This is a genomic window from Aromatoleum petrolei (assembly GCF_017894385.1).
GTDB lineage: Bacteria > Pseudomonadota > Gammaproteobacteria > Burkholderiales > Rhodocyclaceae > Aromatoleum > Aromatoleum petrolei.
Genome location: NZ_CP059560.1, coordinates 5,134,680 through 5,153,572, shown reverse-complemented (window position 1 = coordinate 5,153,572; position 18,893 = coordinate 5,134,680). Strand labels below are relative to the sequence as shown.

10 protein-coding genes are annotated in these 18,893 nt (G+C 60.5%); 1 reads left to right on the top strand and 9 read right to left on the bottom strand.

Going from position 1 to position 18,893, the window contains the following annotated elements; translation table 11 throughout:
* Nucleotides 1-124 precede the first annotated feature (124 nt).
* Entirely contained in the window at nt 125-2,182 is a 2,058-nt protein-coding gene (locus ToN1_RS23565) for an ATP-binding protein (protein ID WP_169205628.1), read from the top strand.
* A 27-nt stretch (nt 2,183-2,209) separates the two neighbouring features.
* Here the strand turns inward: ToN1_RS23565 and ToN1_RS23560 are convergent, their stop codons facing one another.
* The 9 genes from ToN1_RS23560 to ToN1_RS23520 all read right to left on the bottom strand — a co-directional run bounded on the left by ToN1_RS23560 (nt 2,210) and on the right by ToN1_RS23520 (nt 18,774).
* On the bottom strand, nt 2,210-5,584 hold the full coding sequence (locus ToN1_RS23560) for an EAL domain-containing protein (RefSeq protein WP_169205629.1): 3,375 nt from the start codon (nt 5,582-5,584) through the stop codon (nt 2,210-2,212).
* A 29-nt stretch (nt 5,585-5,613) separates the two neighbouring features.
* The gene (locus ToN1_RS23555) at nt 5,614-7,644 is read right to left on the bottom strand and encodes a sensor histidine kinase (protein ID WP_169205630.1); all 2,031 of its coding nucleotides are present in this window, start codon (nt 7,642-7,644) and stop codon (nt 5,614-5,616) included.
* 4 nt (nt 7,645-7,648) lie between these two features.
* A complete protein-coding gene (locus ToN1_RS23550) occupies nt 7,649-8,545 on the bottom strand; it encodes an ATP-binding protein (RefSeq protein ID WP_210147918.1) in 897 nt (298 codons plus the stop codon).
* Nucleotides 8,546-8,558: 13 nt separating this feature from the next.
* Nucleotides 8,559-10,799 (bottom strand): ATPase, T2SS/T4P/T4SS family, encoded by a 2,241-nt coding sequence (locus ToN1_RS23545; RefSeq protein WP_169205632.1) that lies wholly within the window; start codon nt 10,797-10,799, stop codon nt 8,559-8,561.
* 6 nt (nt 10,800-10,805) lie between these two features.
* Nucleotides 10,806-11,993: a sensor histidine kinase gene (locus tag ToN1_RS23540; RefSeq protein ID WP_169205633.1), complete on the bottom strand. Its 1,188-nt coding sequence runs from the start codon at nt 11,991-11,993 to the stop codon at nt 10,806-10,808.
* On the bottom strand, nt 11,990-12,643 hold the full coding sequence (locus ToN1_RS23535; protein WP_169205634.1) for a GTP-binding protein: 654 nt from the start codon (nt 12,641-12,643) through the stop codon (nt 11,990-11,992). The genes ToN1_RS23540 and ToN1_RS23535 overlap by 4 nt, the downstream gene beginning before the upstream one ends.
* On the bottom strand, nt 12,643-13,239 hold the full coding sequence (locus tag ToN1_RS23530) for a response regulator (protein ID WP_169205635.1): 597 nt from the start codon (nt 13,237-13,239) through the stop codon (nt 12,643-12,645). The genes ToN1_RS23535 and ToN1_RS23530 overlap by 1 nt, the downstream gene beginning before the upstream one ends.
* 29 nt (nt 13,240-13,268) lie before the next feature.
* The gene (nosR, locus tag ToN1_RS23525) at nt 13,269-14,594 is read right to left on the bottom strand and encodes a response regulator c-di-GMP phosphodiesterase, NosR family (RefSeq protein WP_169205636.1); all 1,326 of its coding nucleotides are present in this window, start codon (nt 14,592-14,594) and stop codon (nt 13,269-13,271) included.
* Between the two features lie 985 nt (nt 14,595-15,579).
* Nucleotides 15,580-18,774, bottom strand: coding sequence for an EAL domain-containing protein (locus ToN1_RS23520; protein WP_169205637.1), 3,195 nt, complete (start codon nt 18,772-18,774; stop codon nt 15,580-15,582).
* Nucleotides 18,775-18,893 lie beyond the last annotated feature (119 nt).

The following is an 18,893-nucleotide window of genomic DNA, read 5'->3' as shown; positions in this document are numbered from 1 at the left end:
CCTCGACGATGGACTTCAAGTAGCACGGTCGTGTGCGTGTATAACTTTCGGCATACTGGGTTCACTGTAGTCAGTGCGTGGTGAATGCCGTACCATCCCTAGCCACCTCACGACTGCACGAACCATGGCGCGACACTTCAGCATTCGCAGACGCCTCGGCCTTCAGGCTGTCTTCACGGGCGCGGTGATGCTGTGTCTCGCCGTCGCGTTCGTGTGGGCCCAGCAGGCAACGGACCGTGCCTTTCTTCGCGTGGTCGAAAGTGAAATGCTCCCCGCGATCGAATTGCGTGCGATCGGAGCGCGACTTCAGTCGATTCATACCCGAATCCAGTCCGTCCTCTTGGGTCAGGCGTCGGCGCTCGGTGCGCTGGAGCTGCTGCTTAAGGAACGACCGCTCTTGCTGACGGCGTGGGAAACCTTCCGCCGAGATCACCGCAACTGGCTCGAGGATCCCGACGAGGATGCCCTCATTGCGGACATCGAATCCGCTCTACCAACACTTTTGGCATTTCTCGACGACACCGAGCGGGCGTACGAGCGGCACGACCGGGAGCAATTGTCGCACTTGGCTGAGACCGGCTGGTATCAACTCCAGCAATCTCTCATTCAAAATCTGCAGGCCCTGTCCGCCTTGCAGGAGCAACATGCCCTTACGGCAACCCAACGCCTGGAACGATCGATTCTGCATATCCGGCTTGCCGTCTCGGCAGTCCTCGGTACCGGATTGCTGTGCCTCGGTTTCTTTTCGGTGCACCTCGGTCGACACATCATGCAGCGCATTGTCGGCATCGAGCAGGCCTTGGACGCAATTGCGCGCGGGGAGCAATCCGTTCAGATCCCTTACCTAGAGGGTGAGTCGGAAATGGCGCGGATTGCGTCGGCGATCAATCGCACGATTGCGCAGATAGCCGACGACCGCCTCGCGCTCACCGCCTTGATGCGTCAGCTGCAGACAGTGTTGAATTCAGTCGCGGAAGGGATCTATGGCGTTGATGGGGAAGGCCGCATCATGTTTATAAACCCCGCGGCGTTGATCATGCTCGGCTATCAGGACATCGAGGTGATTGGCCAGACTTCCCACTCGCTGTTTCATCACCATCATGCGGACGGGCGTCCTTACGCGCTCACAGACTGTCCGATTGCCCGCTCGCGTCAAGATGCGCACGTTGAACATCGGGACGATGAGGTCTTCTTCCGCAAGAATGGCAGCAGCTTCCCGGTCGAATACACGAGTGCCCCGCTTCTCATGGACAGCGAGCGCGCGGCGGGTGGAGTGGTCATTTTTCACGACATCACCGAACGTCGAGAGCACGAGCGACTGCTGAAGGAAACCGTAACTCAGCTACGGGACACGAATGCGCGTCTTGCCGAAACGCAGGTCCAGCTCATTCAGGCGGAGAAGCTCGCTGGTTTGGGGCAACTGGCCGCCGGGGTTGCTCACGAGATGAATAACCCCCTTGCCTTCGTCAACTCGAATTTCGCGACACTCGAAACCTATGTACACGACCTCCTCAATCTGATCGAGGGCTACGAGGGCGTGATCGCGGCGACGGAGGACTCCTCGGCACGTGCGACGGCCACGCGGCTGCGCGAATCAACCGATCTCGACTTCCTCCGCGACGATCTCCGGGCCTTGATTCGCGAGAGCCGTCAGGGCCTGCAAAGAGTGGGCCGCATCGTAGGCGATCTAAAGGACTTCTCTCGAATTGACAGTTCGCCTGCCGAATGGGGAGACGTGAACCTCAACCATTGCCTTGACGCCACGCTCAAGGTGGTGGCTGGGGCGATTGGCGAGAAGGCGGAGGTAGTGCGCGATTACGCGACCCTGCCGCCGGTACGCGGCAATGCCGTCCAACTCAACCAAATCTTTCTGAATATACTGCTCAACGCCGTCCATGCGATCGACCATCATGGAACGATCACACTGCGCACGTGGTGTCGGCTGGACGAGGTATGCGTCGAGATTGCCGATACCGGCTGCGGCATGGCACCTGACGTCAGCGATCGCATGTTCGATCCTTTCTACACCACGCGCCCCATCGGACAGGGAACCGGGCTCGGTCTGTCGGTTGCGTACAGTATTGCGCAGAAACACGGCGGGCGCTTCGAGGTGGATAGCACCCAAGGACAGGGCACTTCCGTCCGACTGTGGCTTCCGATCGGGGACACGCCGGCAGGCTAATGTGCCTCTTAGCCGGCAATGGGCGCGTCAGCGGCCCGGCGTGAAGTGGTTTGCAGCGCCGGTTGCGCGCGGCTCCAATACCGCCTCGTAGTAGCTGAACGCATCGCGAAGGTGATCACGTAGCGCATTGTCGTCCCAGGGCTTCGTCAGGAACTTATATAAAGCGCCGGTGTTGACCGCCTGCATGATCGATTCCAGCTCCGTATAACCGGATAACACGATGCGCACCGTACTCGGATGAAGCACCTTGACGCGGCCGAGAAACTCGGTCCCATTCATCTCGGGCATTCGCTGGTCGGACAGAATAACCTGCACGGGTTCCCTGGCGAGGATCTCCAAGGCTTCTCGCGCGCTACCGGCCGTCAGCACTCGGTAGCCCTCACCCCGCAGCAATCGCCGGATCGCGGAAAGGATGTTCGGCTCGTCGTCGACGAGCAACAGGGTTCGCGTGTCGGTGACTGGTGCCATGATCGGCAGACAAGTCTCCTGGCGTACAAGTTCGCTAAAATCGTCTGCCGGTAGCGGCTTGCTGAAAAGATAGCCCTGCATTTTGTCGCACCGATTCTTCCGTAAATAACTCAGTTGAGGCTCGGTTTCCACGCCTTCGGCAACGACATCGATGCCCATACGATGGGCAAGCCCGATCACCGACGTGGCGATGATCGCCGAACTGGGATCGGACACGATGTCGGTGACAAAGGAGCGGTCGATTTTCAGTTGATCGATCGGAAAGCGACTCAGGTAACCGAGACTCGAATACCCCGTGCCAAAGTCATCGAGCGACAGCCTGACCCCCAGTCGCTTCAGTTTCGTCAAGCGCTTCACCGTCTCGTCGGGGCGCTCCATGAGCATGCTCTCCGTCAATTCGAGCATCAGCAACTCGGGCCGGATGCCGTGGCGAGACAGTGCACTCGCCACCGTCGCTTCAAGGTCCTCGCCGCGGAACTGCCGCGCCGAAACATTGAGCGCCACACTTACTTCGCCGAGTCCGGCATCCGACCATGCGCGCATCTGACGACACGTCTCTTCGATCACCCACGCCCCCAGCGGCACGATCAGACCGCTACGCTCGGCTTGGGGAATGAACTGCAATGGGGGTACCAACCCATGCCCGGGTCGCTGCCACCGCACGAGCGCCTCCGCGCCGCAAACATGGCCGCTGAAGATATCGACCTTGGGCTGATAGTGCAGCACGAATTCGCCGTGCTCAAGCGCACGCCGCAGCGCGCCTTCAAGCTCCAATGTGTTCAGTGCCTGGGTATTGAGCTCGCCCGTGTAATAGCTAAAATGGTTTCCGCCGAGCGCCTTCGCCTGATGTACCGCCGTGTTTGCCTTATCCAGCAATACGGACGGCGCAGTGCCATCCTCGGGGCACACGCTGATACCGACACATGCGGTCAGGTAGACGTCGTGCGCGTCGAGAATGGTGAATGGAGACTCCAGAAGCGCCTGCATGTCACGGGCCATCCGCTCGGCATCACGAAAATCTGCCAGCCCCTCCATCACAATGGCGAACTGATCGCCGGCTAGCCGCGCGAGGGTGTCTTCGCTGCGTAGACGTCCACGCAAACGCAGCGCTACCGACTGCAGCAAGTGGTCGCCCGCAGCATGGCCCAAGCTGTCATTCACATTCTTGAATCGGTCGATATCGACGACAAGAACCGCCACGCAGTGCCCGTGACGTTTCGCTCGCTCAAGCCCATGCTCGAGTCGCAACTCGAACAAGACCCGATTGGGTAACTCGGTGAGCACATCGAAGTGGGCCAGCCGACGTAATTTTTCCTCGGTGTGCTTGAGCTCGGACAGGTCGCTGGCGACCGCAACGTAGTGCGTCGGCTGGCCAGTCGCATCACGCACGGTGCTGATCGATAACCACTGTGGAAACACCTCCCCGTCCTTGCGCCGGTTCCATACCTCCCCCTCCCAGAAACCGGTTTTGGTGACTGAATTCCACATCGCCCCAAAGAAAGCCTTATCGTGGCGCCCGGAACGCTGGATATTGGGATTCCTTCCGAGAACCTCCGCCTCGGTGTATCCACTCATGCGGGTAAAGGCGGGATTGACGGCGAGGATCCTGGGGCTGAGATCGGTAATAAACACCGCCTCACGACTGCTTTCGAAGGCAACACCGTAAAGGCGCAGGCGCTCCTGAGTGTCGCGTTCGGCGGTGATGTCGTTCCAGGAACCTATGACCTGCAGCGGCGAATCCTCGCCTGCCCGGGCAAGCACGCGCTGCTGGTCGCGTATCCAGCGGATCGAGCCGTTCCGATCGTAAAACCGATACTCGGTAACAAGGTTGCCTTCGGCGAGCAGGCGCGGCACCAGCGCGAAGAGTCGACCGAGGTCGTCCGGATGAACATGCGATGGCCACCAATCGGATTGTAGGCATTCCTCCAGCGAATACCCAAACACCCGCACGACATTTTCGCTGACCCAGGTCGGCACGAATCGTTCGTCTTCAGCGCGCAGTGTATATACGATTGCTGGACTGGCCGCGAGCACGTGCTTCAATCGGTCAGCCAACGCCCGCTCACGAACGTGTTCACGTCGTAGCAGTGCCTGTTGGTAGATTTTTTCGAGAAGTTCTGGCAGCCGCTCAAGACAAGTACTGTCCTTCTCGATGCAATCTGCAACACCGACGCGCAGCGCGGCGGCAACAACATATTCATCACCTCGGTCGATCGCGAGCACCACCGGCAAATCGAGACCACGCTCGACACGGACCGTCTTGATGATCTCGAGCGCATCGGCTCCCGGCAGTCGGTAATCGAGCAGAAGCACATCATAGGTCAGGGGTTCGGCGGCCGTTTCGGGAAGTCGCGCGAGGAGATCGGCCCCTGTAGAGACGAGTTCGAATTCGATATGCGGCGCACTACGGACGAGATGACGGCTTACCAGATCGATATCGACGGGCCCGTACGCTCCATACAAGAGGCGCAAGGAATGGCGTCTGATCGAATCTCGCGCCTGCCGGTGCGCGACAACCGCAGTGAGACAGGCCGCCAGACGCTCGGTATAGTCACCGCGCTTGGGAACATAGTCGTCGGCATCGGCCCGGAGAGCCGCGAGGGCTGTATCCTGGTCGCCCGAGGCTGTGAGAATCACCACCGGCAGGGCCAGGCCCCGGTCGCGTACATGGGCGAGCAACTCGAAACCGTTCCCGTCGGGCAGGCGCACGTCGACAAACATGGCGTCGTAGGGAGGAACTGGAGCGGTAAGCCGGGTACGTGCCTCGGCGACCGTAGAAACGAAGTCCAGCGCGACACCATGCAGCTGCCGCTCGAGCGCCCGCCGCGCGAGCGCGGCATCCATCGGGTTGTCCTCGACATAGAGGACATGCAGGTCCTTCACCGTCACTCCGCGTGCAACCCCGTTGTCAGCTTCGTCAGAATCTTCGTTCATGATGGATCGTGACGCGAAATTACTCTGACCTAATTTTCCACTGTTGACGGCGTGAGGGGAAACTCCAGAAAGAACGCGGCTCCTTGGCCTACCTCACCTTCCGCCCATGCCTGCCCCCCCATGCGTTGCATGGCCTTGCGCACGATGGCCAGACCGACACCGGTGCCGGGGTAGTCGCAATTTGTTTCAAGACGACTGAATATATCGAACATTTTGTCATGAAACCTCATGTCAAAGCCAATTCCATTGTCGCGTACCCAGAGAACACACGCAGTGGGTCCAATTCGTCCACCGATCTCGATCTGTGGCTGCGTGGCATGGCGACTGAATTTCAGGGCGTTATCGATGAGGTTCCGCAGGGCAATGGTCAATCCGCTTTGATCGAGCGGCACGGTCACCATCGGAATGTTTGCCCTGACGACAGCCCTTGCCGCATCAATCGTCGGCCGCGAGTCGCGGAGAAGGCGATCGACGAGGGCCGGAAGGTCCGTCGGTACAAGCGCCAGGGCGCCCCGCTCGATGCGCGCGTATGCGAGCAGGTCATCGATCAGCTGATGCATCTGCGTCGCCGCCTGATTGATCTGAACAACAAAATCCCTACCCTCTCCCGCAAGCTGGCCCCCGCACTCGATCTCCAGCAGGCGGCTGAAGCCAATAATGCCGCGCAGCGGCGCCTTGAGGTCGTGTGAGACGGCGTAGGCGAAAGACTCAAGCTCACGGTTCGCATCGCTGAGCTGCTCGGTGCGCGCAACGACTCGTTGTTCGAGTTGTGCGTTGAGTTCCCGGATCCGCTCGGACGCCTCGGCCTGCAGCGCCACTCGATCGGCCCAGCGCTGCTGGCGCGAATACATGACGATCAACGCGGCCACGGCCGCAATTGCGCAGACGCTCACGAGACTTACCCACCAGACAAGGTTACGTAGCGGCGCCATCACCTCCTCGTGGTCGATCTTGGCCACCAGATGCCATGGAGTATCCTCAACGGGCTGCGCTGCAGCGAGCACGTTGACACCCCGGTAGTCAATGCCCGTCATAGCAAGGCGTGCGCCACTGATGAACGATGATGCGGATGGAAGCGCCTCGGCCGTCAGCGGCATGCGCAGACTGAGGGGGGCGCCGGCACGATGACGCAGTTCATTGAGGTAGACCACCTCGTCCGCTTCGCGACGGACGAGGAAGGCTTCTGCCGTCGGGCTCGACGCATGCCAACTCGAGATCAGCGGGAACAGGGTGCCGTCTGGCTCGACGTGCAAGAGCACGAATGCGATCACACCGTCGCTCGCAGATTGCGGATTGCGGATAGGCACGATCCAGTCCAAATGCAACTGGCCGCTTTCATCCGTATACAGATCGCTGCGGACCACATCGCCGCTCGTCCGCCCCTGCTCCAACAAGGGTTGGATGGCGACAGGCACCTGCTGGCGTGGCCCGCTCGCATAGCGCTCTTGCCCCTGCGCATCGAGGAGCACGACTCCGGCATATGGAAGCGCTCTCTGCATGGACGCGAGCCGGTCTTGTACCGACTCTCGCGCCTCCCCCGCGCCCGTTTCAAGCCATTCTGCAAGTCGGAGTGCAAAACTGGAAGAGAGTCCCAGCGCCCGACCATCTCCATCGCGTTCCGCGAGCCAACTCCGAATCTGCCGGACTTTAAGGTCCACGATGGTCTGCAGGTTGGCGGTCGCTTCAAGCTCGGTTTGGCGTCCATGAAGCCGCACCACCGCAATCCCGACCAGCGCCACGATCACGGCGAGGCCCAAAAATGCGGCGATGACGAACCCGGTACGCGGGCGGCTCTCCGCCTCGGCCCACGACGCACTTGGTCGCCAGGAGTCGAGCAACAGGTATAACAGGAGTGTAGTCACCCCCACGTAGACGAAGCCCTTCGCGGAGCCAATCTGCATCCTCAGAGCTGGCTCCTCAACCAGCAAGGTCAACAGCGTGTCGGAGGCGGCGATCCACAGGCCGGAAAAGCATGCATAAATCAGTGTGACGAATGCGGCAGTACGACGTGGTGACATGGCGCAGTTGGTAATCATCCGGTCGTCATTGCGCTCAACCACGCAATCACTCACTGGGTTCGGGAGCATTCCCGGTAGGAAGGGTCACACGGAACGTCGTTCCTTCTCCGACTGCGCTTGTCAAAATCAGATTGCCTCCGTGGCGTCGGACAATATCATGCGAAATCGATAAGCCGAGACCCGTTCCCTTGCCGATCGGCTTGGTGGTGAAAAAGGGGTCGAAGACGCGAGCCTGAATCTCGGGGGGGATCCCCTTGCCCGTATCGCAGATGTCGATCCATACATGATCGGTCTCCGCACCGGTTCGCAGGGTAATGGTGCCAACCGCCTCGATCGCCTGGGCGGCGTTAATGAGCAGGTTCATGAACACCTGACTGATCTGGGCGGGAACGCAGCTGACGGACGGAAGCTCCCCGAACTCACGAACGATGTCCGCCTTGTACTTGATCTCGTTGCGTATGACGTTAAGGGTGCTCTCGAGGCAGCGGTGCAGATCCGCATCCTCGCGCTGCCCGTCATCGACGCGCGAAAAGTCCTTCAGATCATTGATGATCCCCTTGACCCGCGCGAGCCCTTCGATCGACTCGCTTAGCAGATCCGGGATGTCCTGACGAAGATATGCGAGTTCGGCCTCACGGCAAAGCTTGGCCACCCCCAGGCGCGCCGGATGTTCAGCAGGCAGTTCCTGCTCCATCCTCTCGTAAGCATCGAGGATCGCAAACAGACGTTCGATGTAGCTCTGCAAGGAGCCGAGATTCGAACTGACGAAGCCGACGGGATTGTTGATCTCGTGGGCGATCCCGGCCGCAAGCTGCCCCACCGCCGCCAACTTCTCGGACTGGAGAAGTTGGCCCTCGGTCTGTTTGAGCCGTTCGAGCAACTGCCGCTCGTCGAGGGCGTCGCCGATCGATGACTGCAAGGTCTGCACGCTCCCAGCGTTCATTTTGCGAGGTCTCCTATTCCGGTTCCGGACCGAGCACGCGCAGTACTTCCGCGAGCGTGGTGTCGCCACGGGCCACTTTGCCCCTCGCATCGTCCCATAGCGACTCGTGCCCCCCCGCACGGGCATGTGCGGCGAGTTCTTTTGTACTGGCGCCACGGGCGATCAGGTCACGCATCCCTTCGTCGGGCAGCAGAATCTCGTAAAGCCCTAACCGGCCTCGATAGCCCGTTCCGCCACACTCCGCGCAGCCGGCACCGCAAAAGGTCGGCGGTGGCATGTCACGGAAACGCGGGCCGAGCCGCGCCAGCGTCGCCGTATCGGGCGCGAGATCCTGGCGGCAGTGACGACAGATCCGCCGCACCAGACGCTGCGCGATGACCCCCTCGAGCGCGCTCGCGATGATGAACGGCTTCAGTCCCAGATCGAGCAGCCGTGCGATGGTGGCCATCGCGGAATTGGTGTGAAGGGTCGAGAGCACCTGATGGCCGGTCAACGCCGCATGGAAGGCAACTTCGGCGGTCTCGAGGTCGCGGATTTCGCCAATCAGAAGAACGTCAGGATCCTGGCGCAGGATCGAGCGCAGGACGACGGGAAAGGTGAGTCCGATCTTTTCCTTCACGAGGACTTGCCCGGCGCTGTCGAGGTAGTACTCGACCGGATCCTCGATCGTGATGTAGTTCTTGGCGGGCGATGCGTTAGCCTGCAGGAGTGAATAGAGGGTCGTGGTCTTGCCGCTGCCGGTCGGCCCCGTGGCCAGGAGCAGCCCCTGGGGTTTATCCACCATGACGCGCACCTTGGCCAGCCCGGTTTCGCCAAAGCCCAGTCCGGCAAGACTCAGGACCGCCGAGTTGCGGTCCAGGATCCGCATGACGACTTTTTCGCCGTTGATTGTCGGCAGCGTCGAGATCCGTAGATCGACAATGCGCAGGGGCGATTTCACCGTCAGCCGCCCATCCTGCGGGCGCCGCCGCTCTGAGATGTCGAGCTCGGCCATGATCTTGAGGCGTGACACCAAAGGACCGTGCAATGCATGCGGCACGTGTATCTTGTCCTGCAAAACGCCGTCAATCCGCAAGCGCACGACGACGTTCTTGGTGCGTGGCTGAATGTGGATATCCGAGGCCCCGAGCCGCATGGCTTCGAGAATGATCGCATTCACCAGGCGAATCGCAGGCGGATCGTTGGTCGATGCCAACAACTCATCGAGCGGAACGTCCTCGATGTCGTCGATCACGACTTCGATCCCCTCGTAGGGATCGACGCTGCCGACCATGGTCGCCAGATCGCGGATATCCATGCTGTCGCCGCGATCTCCGTACACCTCGGCAATCTTTGCACGGATCGCCTCAGTGTCGGCCATCACGACCTTGAGGTCGAGCCCGGCAGTGAACCGGACATCATCGATGAGGCCCGAATCCATCGGGTCCGCCACCGCCAAGAGCAACCGTCGTCCTTCGAGTTTGAGCGGCACCACCAGCTGCTTTTCGCAGAACCCTCGCGGGATCAGCTCGGTGACGGCTGCATCGACGCGGAATTCGCCGAGCGAAACCTCCTCGACGAGCAGATCTTCACGGAGAATCTTGCGCAAACTCTTCTCGCCCACCCATCCACGATCGAGCAGGAGCTTGATCAGCGGCTCCTTCTGCAACCCCTGTTGGCGCGTGAGTTCCTGCAGCTGAGCACTCGTGAGCAGATTTTTCTTGTGCAGCATCATCCCCAGTTGGCTGCGGTTGGAGACCGCCAAGCGCGAGAGGGCCGAGATCTCCTTTGATTTCTTGGCGTTCTCCTGGGTTAATGCGCGGTTCTTCTGGACGAGATCGAACTGCTCGAGAGCAAGCGAGACCGTGATCCGCAGATCATCGTCGTTCCATGGTTTAAGGATGAACTTGTAGACCGCACCCTCGTTGATGGCGCCCATGACTGCGCCCGTATCCGCATGGCCGGTCAGCATGATGCGGATCGTGTCAGGATAGAGCGTCTTGACTTGCTTGAGCAGTTCCGCGCCGTTGATGCCCGGCATCATGTAATCGCTGATGATGACCTGTACAGGGGCTTCGCGCAGCTGCGCCAACGCCTCGCTACCATTGCTCGCCGTGATGATTTCATACGCCTCGGCGCGGAATGTGCGCGTGAGCGCTTTGAGAATCGCGGGTTCGTCATCCACGATCAGCAAGCGGTAACGTGCCGCGGGCGCAGCCCCGCTATTTGCGGGGACCTCGCTCTTGCCAGTGAAGTAGGCGGCGTAATTGGTCATGTGCGGTCACACGGGGAGATTGACGGTAACACGGGTTCCACCTTGAGGCGGACAGATCACCGTTACCGTTCCGCTATGCGCAAGTATTATGTCACGAGCAACAGTCAAGCCAAGTCCTGTGCCACTGCCAACACCACGGGTGGTGAAGAACGGGTCGAAAATACGCGCGCGAATCTCCGGGGGGATCCCCCGCCCTGAGTCCGAGACTTCCACGGCAATCGCGCCCCCCTCCGTTCGGGTATGCACCGTTACGATGCCGCCCTCGGTTACCGCCTGCAAGGCATTCTGGAGGATGTTGAGGAAGGCTTGATTGAGGTGTCCGGGCAGACATAACAGCGGCGGCAAGGGGGAAAAATCCGTGCTCAGCGTGACGGACTCCGCCTTCTGACCCACCAGGACCGACATCAGGGTTTCCAGCTGCGCATTGAGATCCACAACCTGCTCCTGAGGCTGGTCTACGCTCGAAAAACCCTTCAGGTCCCTGACGATCCGCGCAATACGGTCGATGCCGGCACGTGAGTCCTTCAGCAACTCGGAGAAATCTTCAAACACGAAATCGAGATCACGCACTTCCCAGACCGGCGACGGGACCACGGCACGCAAGTCTTCCAGACTATGCAGATAACGTTCGGCCGCAGACAAGTTGCTGCCGATGAAGCCGAGCGGATTGTTGATCTCGTGCGCAACCCCGGCAGCGAGCTGTCCGATCGAGGCGAGACGTTCGGCCTGGTAGAGCTGGAGCTGTCGTTCGTCAATGACCTTGATCTGCTCCTTGACCTTGGCGTCCAGTGAGGCAGCGAGATCACGGTACTTGGCCTCGGAAGCCTTCAATGCTTCGTTCTGCTGCTGCAGCTTCGCGTAATCGGCGCGTACCGCCTCAAGGTGCAGATCGGAAACCATGCGCAGCCGAGCGCGCGACAACAGCCCCCATCGCACGATGCGCGCGGCACTACCGAGGGCAGAGGCGGTGCAATCCGCTGCGAGAAACCCGACGGGCTCCAGTTCGAGCACGAGTGGCGCACGCTCGCCACCGGGGGGCGGCACCATGCCCCCGAACGATCCTCCTCCCACATCGAGGATCGCCACCGGTGTTCCGAGCAATCCCGACAGCGTGTGGCACAGGTCATCCGCGTCGCGGGTGCTGAGAAGTTCGCCGAGTGAAAAATCGCGGTCAAAGCCGGTCATTTCTGTCATGCCTGCCCACCTCCCGCAGCCATGATGAAAGATTGCTCATCGAGTCCGTGCCGACTCTCCAGCTCCAATTCAGCAGCGTAGCGCCGCCAAACGCCATGCAGCAATTCGGTAAAGGTCTCGCGGACCCCACGCCCGTCGATCGCGGACGCAAACAGCAGCGGCCAGGGAGCCCCGGCGTAGCGTTCTCGAATCTCGTCTTCGGAGAGGATGTCGGAGAGGTCCCGCTTGTTGAATTGCACCACCAGCGGCAGATGCTCGAGATCTAGTCCGACGCGAGCGAGGTTCTCGGCGAGGTTCTGGAACGATTCCCCGTTGTTGGTCGCCTGCGTGCGCTGCGAGTCCGCGACGAATACCACTCCGTCGGCACGCGACAAGACGGCCTTGCGCGTCCCGTCGTGAGCAACCTGTCCGGGAACGGTGAAGAGGCGCAAACGTATGGTGAGTCCCGACGCCGCACGGAAACCCAAGGGAAGAAGGTCGAAAAACAGCGTGCGATCATGCTGTGTTTCGAGGGTCATGAGCTCACCCTTCATTTGTGCGCCGGCCAGTTCGTGCAGTTGCATCAGGTTGGTCGTCTTGCCGCCCTGGGCAGGCCCGTAGTACACGAGCTTGAAGGTGACCCGATTTGCCTCTCGCTCGAATTCCGGCATTAATGCCCTCCCGGCTTCCAATCGTCGGGCAGCGGTTCATCAAGCAGCGATTCGTCAAGGAGGACCGAGCCATCTGGCCCCCATTTCACCTCGGTGATGCCGGGTTCCTCGGCTTCAAGGCGGTTACGTTCCAGTTGCTGTGGTGAAATCCGTCCCATCGCCAGACGAGCCTCATCGGCAAGACGCTGGTTTTCCATCGTGAGCTCGCGCAATGCAAGTGCTTGCGCAATTGCCGCGACCAATTCGTAGTCGTTCCACGGTTTGGAGAGGAAGCGACTGATCCCCGCATCGTTGATGGCACCGATGAGTCCATTGAGGTCGGCGTAACCGGACAGGATCAGGCGTGCGCAATGAGGTTGCAGCTCGCGAAACGCCTTTAGAAACTGGACCCCGTCCATGCCAGGCATGCGGTAATCCGAAAGGACCAGATCATAGGCAGTGTTGCGAGCCTTCTCGAGTGCCTGTTGTGGCACGCTGAAACAATCCACGCCGAGCTTGAAGTGCTTGTCCCCAACCACACAGGGCGTGAGCATCAACAAGCGGCGCAAGGCCTTGAGAATGGACTCTTCGTCATCGACGATCAGAATACGGCTCATGGGTTCCCCGGATGTCAGCGCAATCGGTGTCATGTGCCTTCGGGCACGACACGTTTGTCCAAACGGATCTGTAGTACCAGTGCAGGCGCGTCGCGGCGCGCATATTCCTGGATCTGTCGTATCAAATTTGCATCGAGTATATAGTCAGCAGCCAGGAGCAGCACACCGTCACGGCCGATAAGGTCGCGAGCCAGAACCATGCCCGGCTGAAGGTCGGCGGGGCGTACCTCCTGGCCCCGGTTCGGATCCGGCTTGGGGCGTCCCAGCATTTCGAGCAGCGAGTCGACGACCTGGGGGTCGTAGCGTTTGCCGCGCGACTGGGCGAGCATCTCCATGGCCTCTTCGGCAGTGAGCCGCCTGTCTGCGAGCGTGCCCTGCTGGAGCCCGTCGTAATCGCTGGCCACAGCGAGAATGCGCGCGCCCAGCGGTATCGACAAACCGACGAGACCGTCCGGAAAACCCTGGCCGTCGAAGCGTTCATGGTGGGCCCGAACCAATCGTGCGGCCTCCTTCAATTCTTCGAGGGGCATCAGCGCCGACTCGCCAGCAATCGGGTGCTTGCGATACAGCGCGCGTTCCTCGCCGTTCATCCGTACAACGGGACGGGTAAGGAGCGTATCCGGGAACCCGATCTTGCCAACATCATGGAGCAGGCCTGCGAGAAAAATGTCCTGCACCGCCTTTGCTTCGATCCCCAGTTGCAGAGCGAGTCGTCGTGCGAGGTCGGCTACCCGGCGGGAGTGTCCCGCCATTGCACCACCACGCAGTTCCATGAGTCCCGTGAACATCTTGATGGAGACGACAAAATTCTGCTTCAGTTTGTCGTTTGCGACATTGAGGGCGCTATTGGCGTCTTCGAGTTCGGCGGTGCGTTCGCGCACCCGCAGTTCGAGGCTTGCGTTGAGCTCCCGCAGCGCCTCGTTCTGCTGCTGCGTCAGAGCGAGCAAGTGGGCGTTCTCGTGCTGCAGCCGACGACGCTCGAGGGCGTCACGGATAATCAGCGCGAGTTCGTTGTCATCCCAAGGCTTGGCGACGTAGCGATAGATCTCGCCGCGGTTGATCGCTGCGATGGTCGAGCTCATGTCGGCGTAGCCGGTCAGCAGCATGCGCGTCACCTCCGGCCAGCGCGCGCGTACCTGTTCAAGAAACTTCGCGCCGTCCATTTCGGGCATCCGCATGTCCGAAATAACGAGATCGACCGGTTCGCGCTCAAGCAGCTCAAGCCCGGCGCGTCCGCTCTCAGCTGTGTGGATCGTGTAGCCGGCCGGTCGCAGCAGCCGTCGCAACGCGGAGAGGATGCTCGGCTCGTCGTCGACCAGCAGGAGGGTGGCGGACGTCTTTGTCGTATCGTTCATGATGCACAGTGAAAGCCAAGACTTCCGACAACGCCGGAACCCATCGCACACGTAACCCGGGGGGTACCCCCAGCACCATTTTCGCAAGTCATCGGAATCCCACCTCCCGCCGCAACCCAGGCTGGTGGAGAGCCGCACCGGACTGCTTGTCTACGGTAGCAGACTCGCGCGCCCATATCGATTCTGAATTTTTACAACGCATGATATTCGTCATGTACGGCGGTCTGTATGAGAATGCTCCCGTGCTCTTCGCAGTGGCGATTCGTTCCCGAGGATATCCCCGTGCCCGCGCGAATCGAGCCACCAAAGGCTGCTCATGTCGTGTCTCCCGAGTACACGGCTGGCGCCATTCCCGGCAAACCCCTTCCCGACCGCACAGGCCCTCGTCGGGCTCGAACCGCGCAGAACCATTTCAGCTAGGCCGACGGGGCAGTTCGCGACCGTGCCGCGAACAACGCACTGGGCTGCCCGCGCAAGATCCGGAGTAACTCCACCCGTGCGCGGCTGCGCTCAATTCCGCGACTCACGAGCACCTCGATAAACGCCCCGAAGCGAGTTCGCCTTCGCATCCCGGCATCGCTATGGTCTCGACGATCTCGAAAGCAGTCCATGAGCGTAGAACCACAGACGCAGTTCCGAAAGAGTTCGACAATCACACACCCGTCATCGCCGACGGACTGCTTAAGGCCGCTCTTCCCGCTTGCGACGCGTTGCGTCTGGGCAATGTAGTCCTCCACGTCACGGTAGCAACGACCACACGCTCTGCAGTGCTTCGGAAACGCTCCTGCCGCGAGCTCCTGCAATCCCGCGTACAGTTCCACATCGAGGATGAGCCCCGCCGCATGCTCAAGATCTTCGTCCGACATTTTCACTCCACGGCCCTTCGCTCGAACCGAGCGTGCGACAAATACGCACGACGCCAAACTCCGGGGGTTCACATCACACAGTATTCCCAAATATTAAAGTATCACTATATGGCACGGCACTAGGCGGCCTGTGCGACAACCCGTACTTCGAAACGCTCGAACGCATCGCGGACCGACTCCATGAGCTCTCGGTCATTCCACGGTTTGTGCAGGTACCGGAATACCGCACCACGATTGATCGCTTCGGTGATGACGTTAACGTTTGAGTACCCGGACAGGACCATGCGGACAGTTTCGGGGTACAGTCCTCGTACTTTATCGAGAAACCGTATCCCATCCATGCCTGGCATGCGGTAATCCGAGATGACGACACCGACGGCATGCCTCGCGAGTAGATCGAAAGCCTCCGCGGCATCGCCGGCGAACAGTAGTGTGTAGCCTTCGCGACGCAAGAGCCGGCGCAGCGCTGACCGCACAGAAGGCTCGTCATCGACCAACAATAGCGTTCGCTCAGGCAGATCCTTTTGAACCGGAAACTCAAGCCATTGGCGCTCTGCGATCATCGTCGAAAGGTGCTCGGGCGACACCGGGGGTGCATAGAAATAGCCCTGCATCTCATCGCAGGCACGGCCCCGCAGATAAAGGAGTTGCCCTTCCGTTTCCACCCCCTCTGCGATCACGCGCAAATTCAGGCTGTGAGCCAACGAGATGATCGATACTGCGATCGCAGCGTTGCTCGCGCTCGTCGTCAGATCGGAAATAAAGGCGCGGTCGATCTTCAGGTAGTCGATTGGAAAGCGCTGTAGGGTGCTGAGGGATGAATACCCGGTTCCGAAATCATCGATCGCGAGTTTCACCTCCAGCGCCTTCAGGCGCTGCATCGTGGCGATCGCGCGTTCGGGGTCACCCATGAGAGTGCTTTCCGTAATTTCCAGCATCAGCGAGTGGGGGTCGAGCCGATATCGGCCCAACAGTGCCGATATGTCTGACACGAGATCATCCCGGTAGAATTGGAGCGCTGAGACATTGACCGCCATGCGGCGGCAGTCGATTCCGGTATCGAGCCACGCGCGCATCTGCGCGCAGGCAGTCTCGAGGACCCAGCGCCCCACCGCAAGGATCAATCCGCTACGTTCCGCAACCGCAATAAACTCGCTCGGAGGCACCGCACCCAACTCGGCGTGGCGCCAACGACACAAGGCCTCACTGCCCACGATTTCACCGGTCAGCAGATCGACTTTTGGCTGGTAGACGAGAAACAATTCATTGCGTTCGATCGCGCGACGCAGTTCGATTTCGAGGCGCAACTTGTCGGCAGCACGCTCGTTCATCGTGCTGCTGTATAAGCAGAACGTATCCCGCCCCATCGCCTTTGCCCGCAGCGCGGCGATGTTTGCGTTACGCAGCAAGGAATCCACATCCTGCTCCGGGCCGCTGCTTTCTGCGATGCCGACACTCACGGTAAGACAGAACTCTCGCCCATCAACGACAATTGGCTGTCGTAGTGTCTCCAGCACCCGGTTGGCCAGCGAGATCACCCCCTGTTGTCCAATGACAGGCTCGGAAACGAGCACAAACTCGTCGTGTGCGAGGCGCGCAATCGTGCCGCACTCCGACGCGATCGCCATGATCCTGCGACTGATGGCGACAAGCGTCCTGTCGGCAACCCGCCGCCCAAAACTGTCGTGAACGACGTGGAAACGATCCACATCCAGCCACAGAACGTGAACGCATCCGCTGTTGTGAGCAGCGTGAGCCAAGGCCTGCTCGAGACGATCATTCAATAGATTGCGATTGGGAAGGCCCGTCAGTTCATCGTGGTTCGCCTGGTAGGCGAGTTGTTTCACGTAGTGGTGGCGTTCGGTGATATCACGCAATTCGATTACTGCATGACTGAATCCATGTTCGCCCCCCTTCACGAGCGTGACGCCGGCCTCGAGCCATACCACTTCTTGCGCTCCCCGTGACAGACTGAGTGCAATCTCGCCCTCGCGCTGAGCGAAAAGCAACGCCAAAAGCTGCTCCCACCCCTCGTGGTCGAAGCCCCATGCCGCGACTGAGGAGAGACTCGCACCGACCAGGTTCGCCCCACCCGCGGCAAGCAAAGTGAGTAAGGCGGGATTTGTGCAGACGATCCCCGCCGGGGAACCATACCGGTAGATCAGTATTCCGTTTCGGCTCGACTGGATTGCGCGATCGCGCAGCCGCACCTCTTCATCAGCCGCCTGCAGTTTCGCCATCGCGTCCTGGATGTGCCCCGCCATCTCATTCAGCCCCCTCGCCAGATCGCCCAACTCCCCTTCGTCAGGCGGCAAACTGCAGCGCGCGCGCAGGTCTCCTGAACCCAACCGCCTCGCTGTTTCAGCCAGATCCTGTACCCGCCGCAACACCAGATGCCGCGCGCTGAACCAGCCGAACAGGATCACCAGTAAGCTGGCGCCCCCCAATAAAATCAGATTGCGACGTACGACCGCGTTCGCGGCCGCCTGTGCGACCGCCGTCGGAATTCCGACACGCACATACAGATCGTCTGCGCTTCGCATGATCGGCACGATGGCAGTCGTGCGGGTGACGCCGTCGAGCCACACCGATTCGACGGTCAAGGCGTTGGCGTCGCGTATCGCGGTTTTGAACTCGGCCAGTTCGGGAATCGCGTTACCAGCGATCCCGTCCGGATCGGGCCAGCGTGCGAGAATGATGCCTTCGCTGTCGACGACCGTGATCACCGAATTGCCCGGCAGTGACGTCTTGCGCAACATTCTTTCAAACGCCACGGGCGGTGCCCCCAGCCCCACGACCGCCACCACCACGCCTCGTTCGTCGAGCACCGGCAGCGCAAACACCACTACCGGCTTGCCCGTCACCCGGCTGAAACTGTAGTCGCCGACTGCGAACGCGCGGCTCGCGACCGCACGTCGGAAATAGCTTCGGTCCGCGATGTTGATGGCCGTGGCAAATGGTTGCGACCGGCAGACCAATTTGCCGTCTGGCGCGGCGACGAACAGGTCGCCGTAGAGCGGATTGAGCGTCGCGACTCGCGCCAACCAATCGTGGCATTCGCTTTCGTTCCTGAATGTGCGAACTTCGGGCGCGCGCGCCACACCGTTCAAAACCTCGTGCGCGTGCCGGATCATGTCCTGGTAACGCATCGCTAGCTGCTCTGCGCTCAGCAGCGCGAGGCGCCCCGAGGCAGCCAGCGCCTCCTGGCGTTGCACAAGGTCGGCATTGGCAATGATCCCAAGCGACGGCAGGGCGGCAAGCACAACGAGCAGCAGCAGGCGAACGTGCATTCGGGCAAGCCACTTGCGAGTCATATGCGAATCACCATATTGTTATTAGCTGCTGGAGCGAGCCCCCAGGCTCTTGCCGACGCTACCCACCCGCCCATGCGATCACAATCCCTTACAGCAAGTAACTGCAGCATTACTTCAAC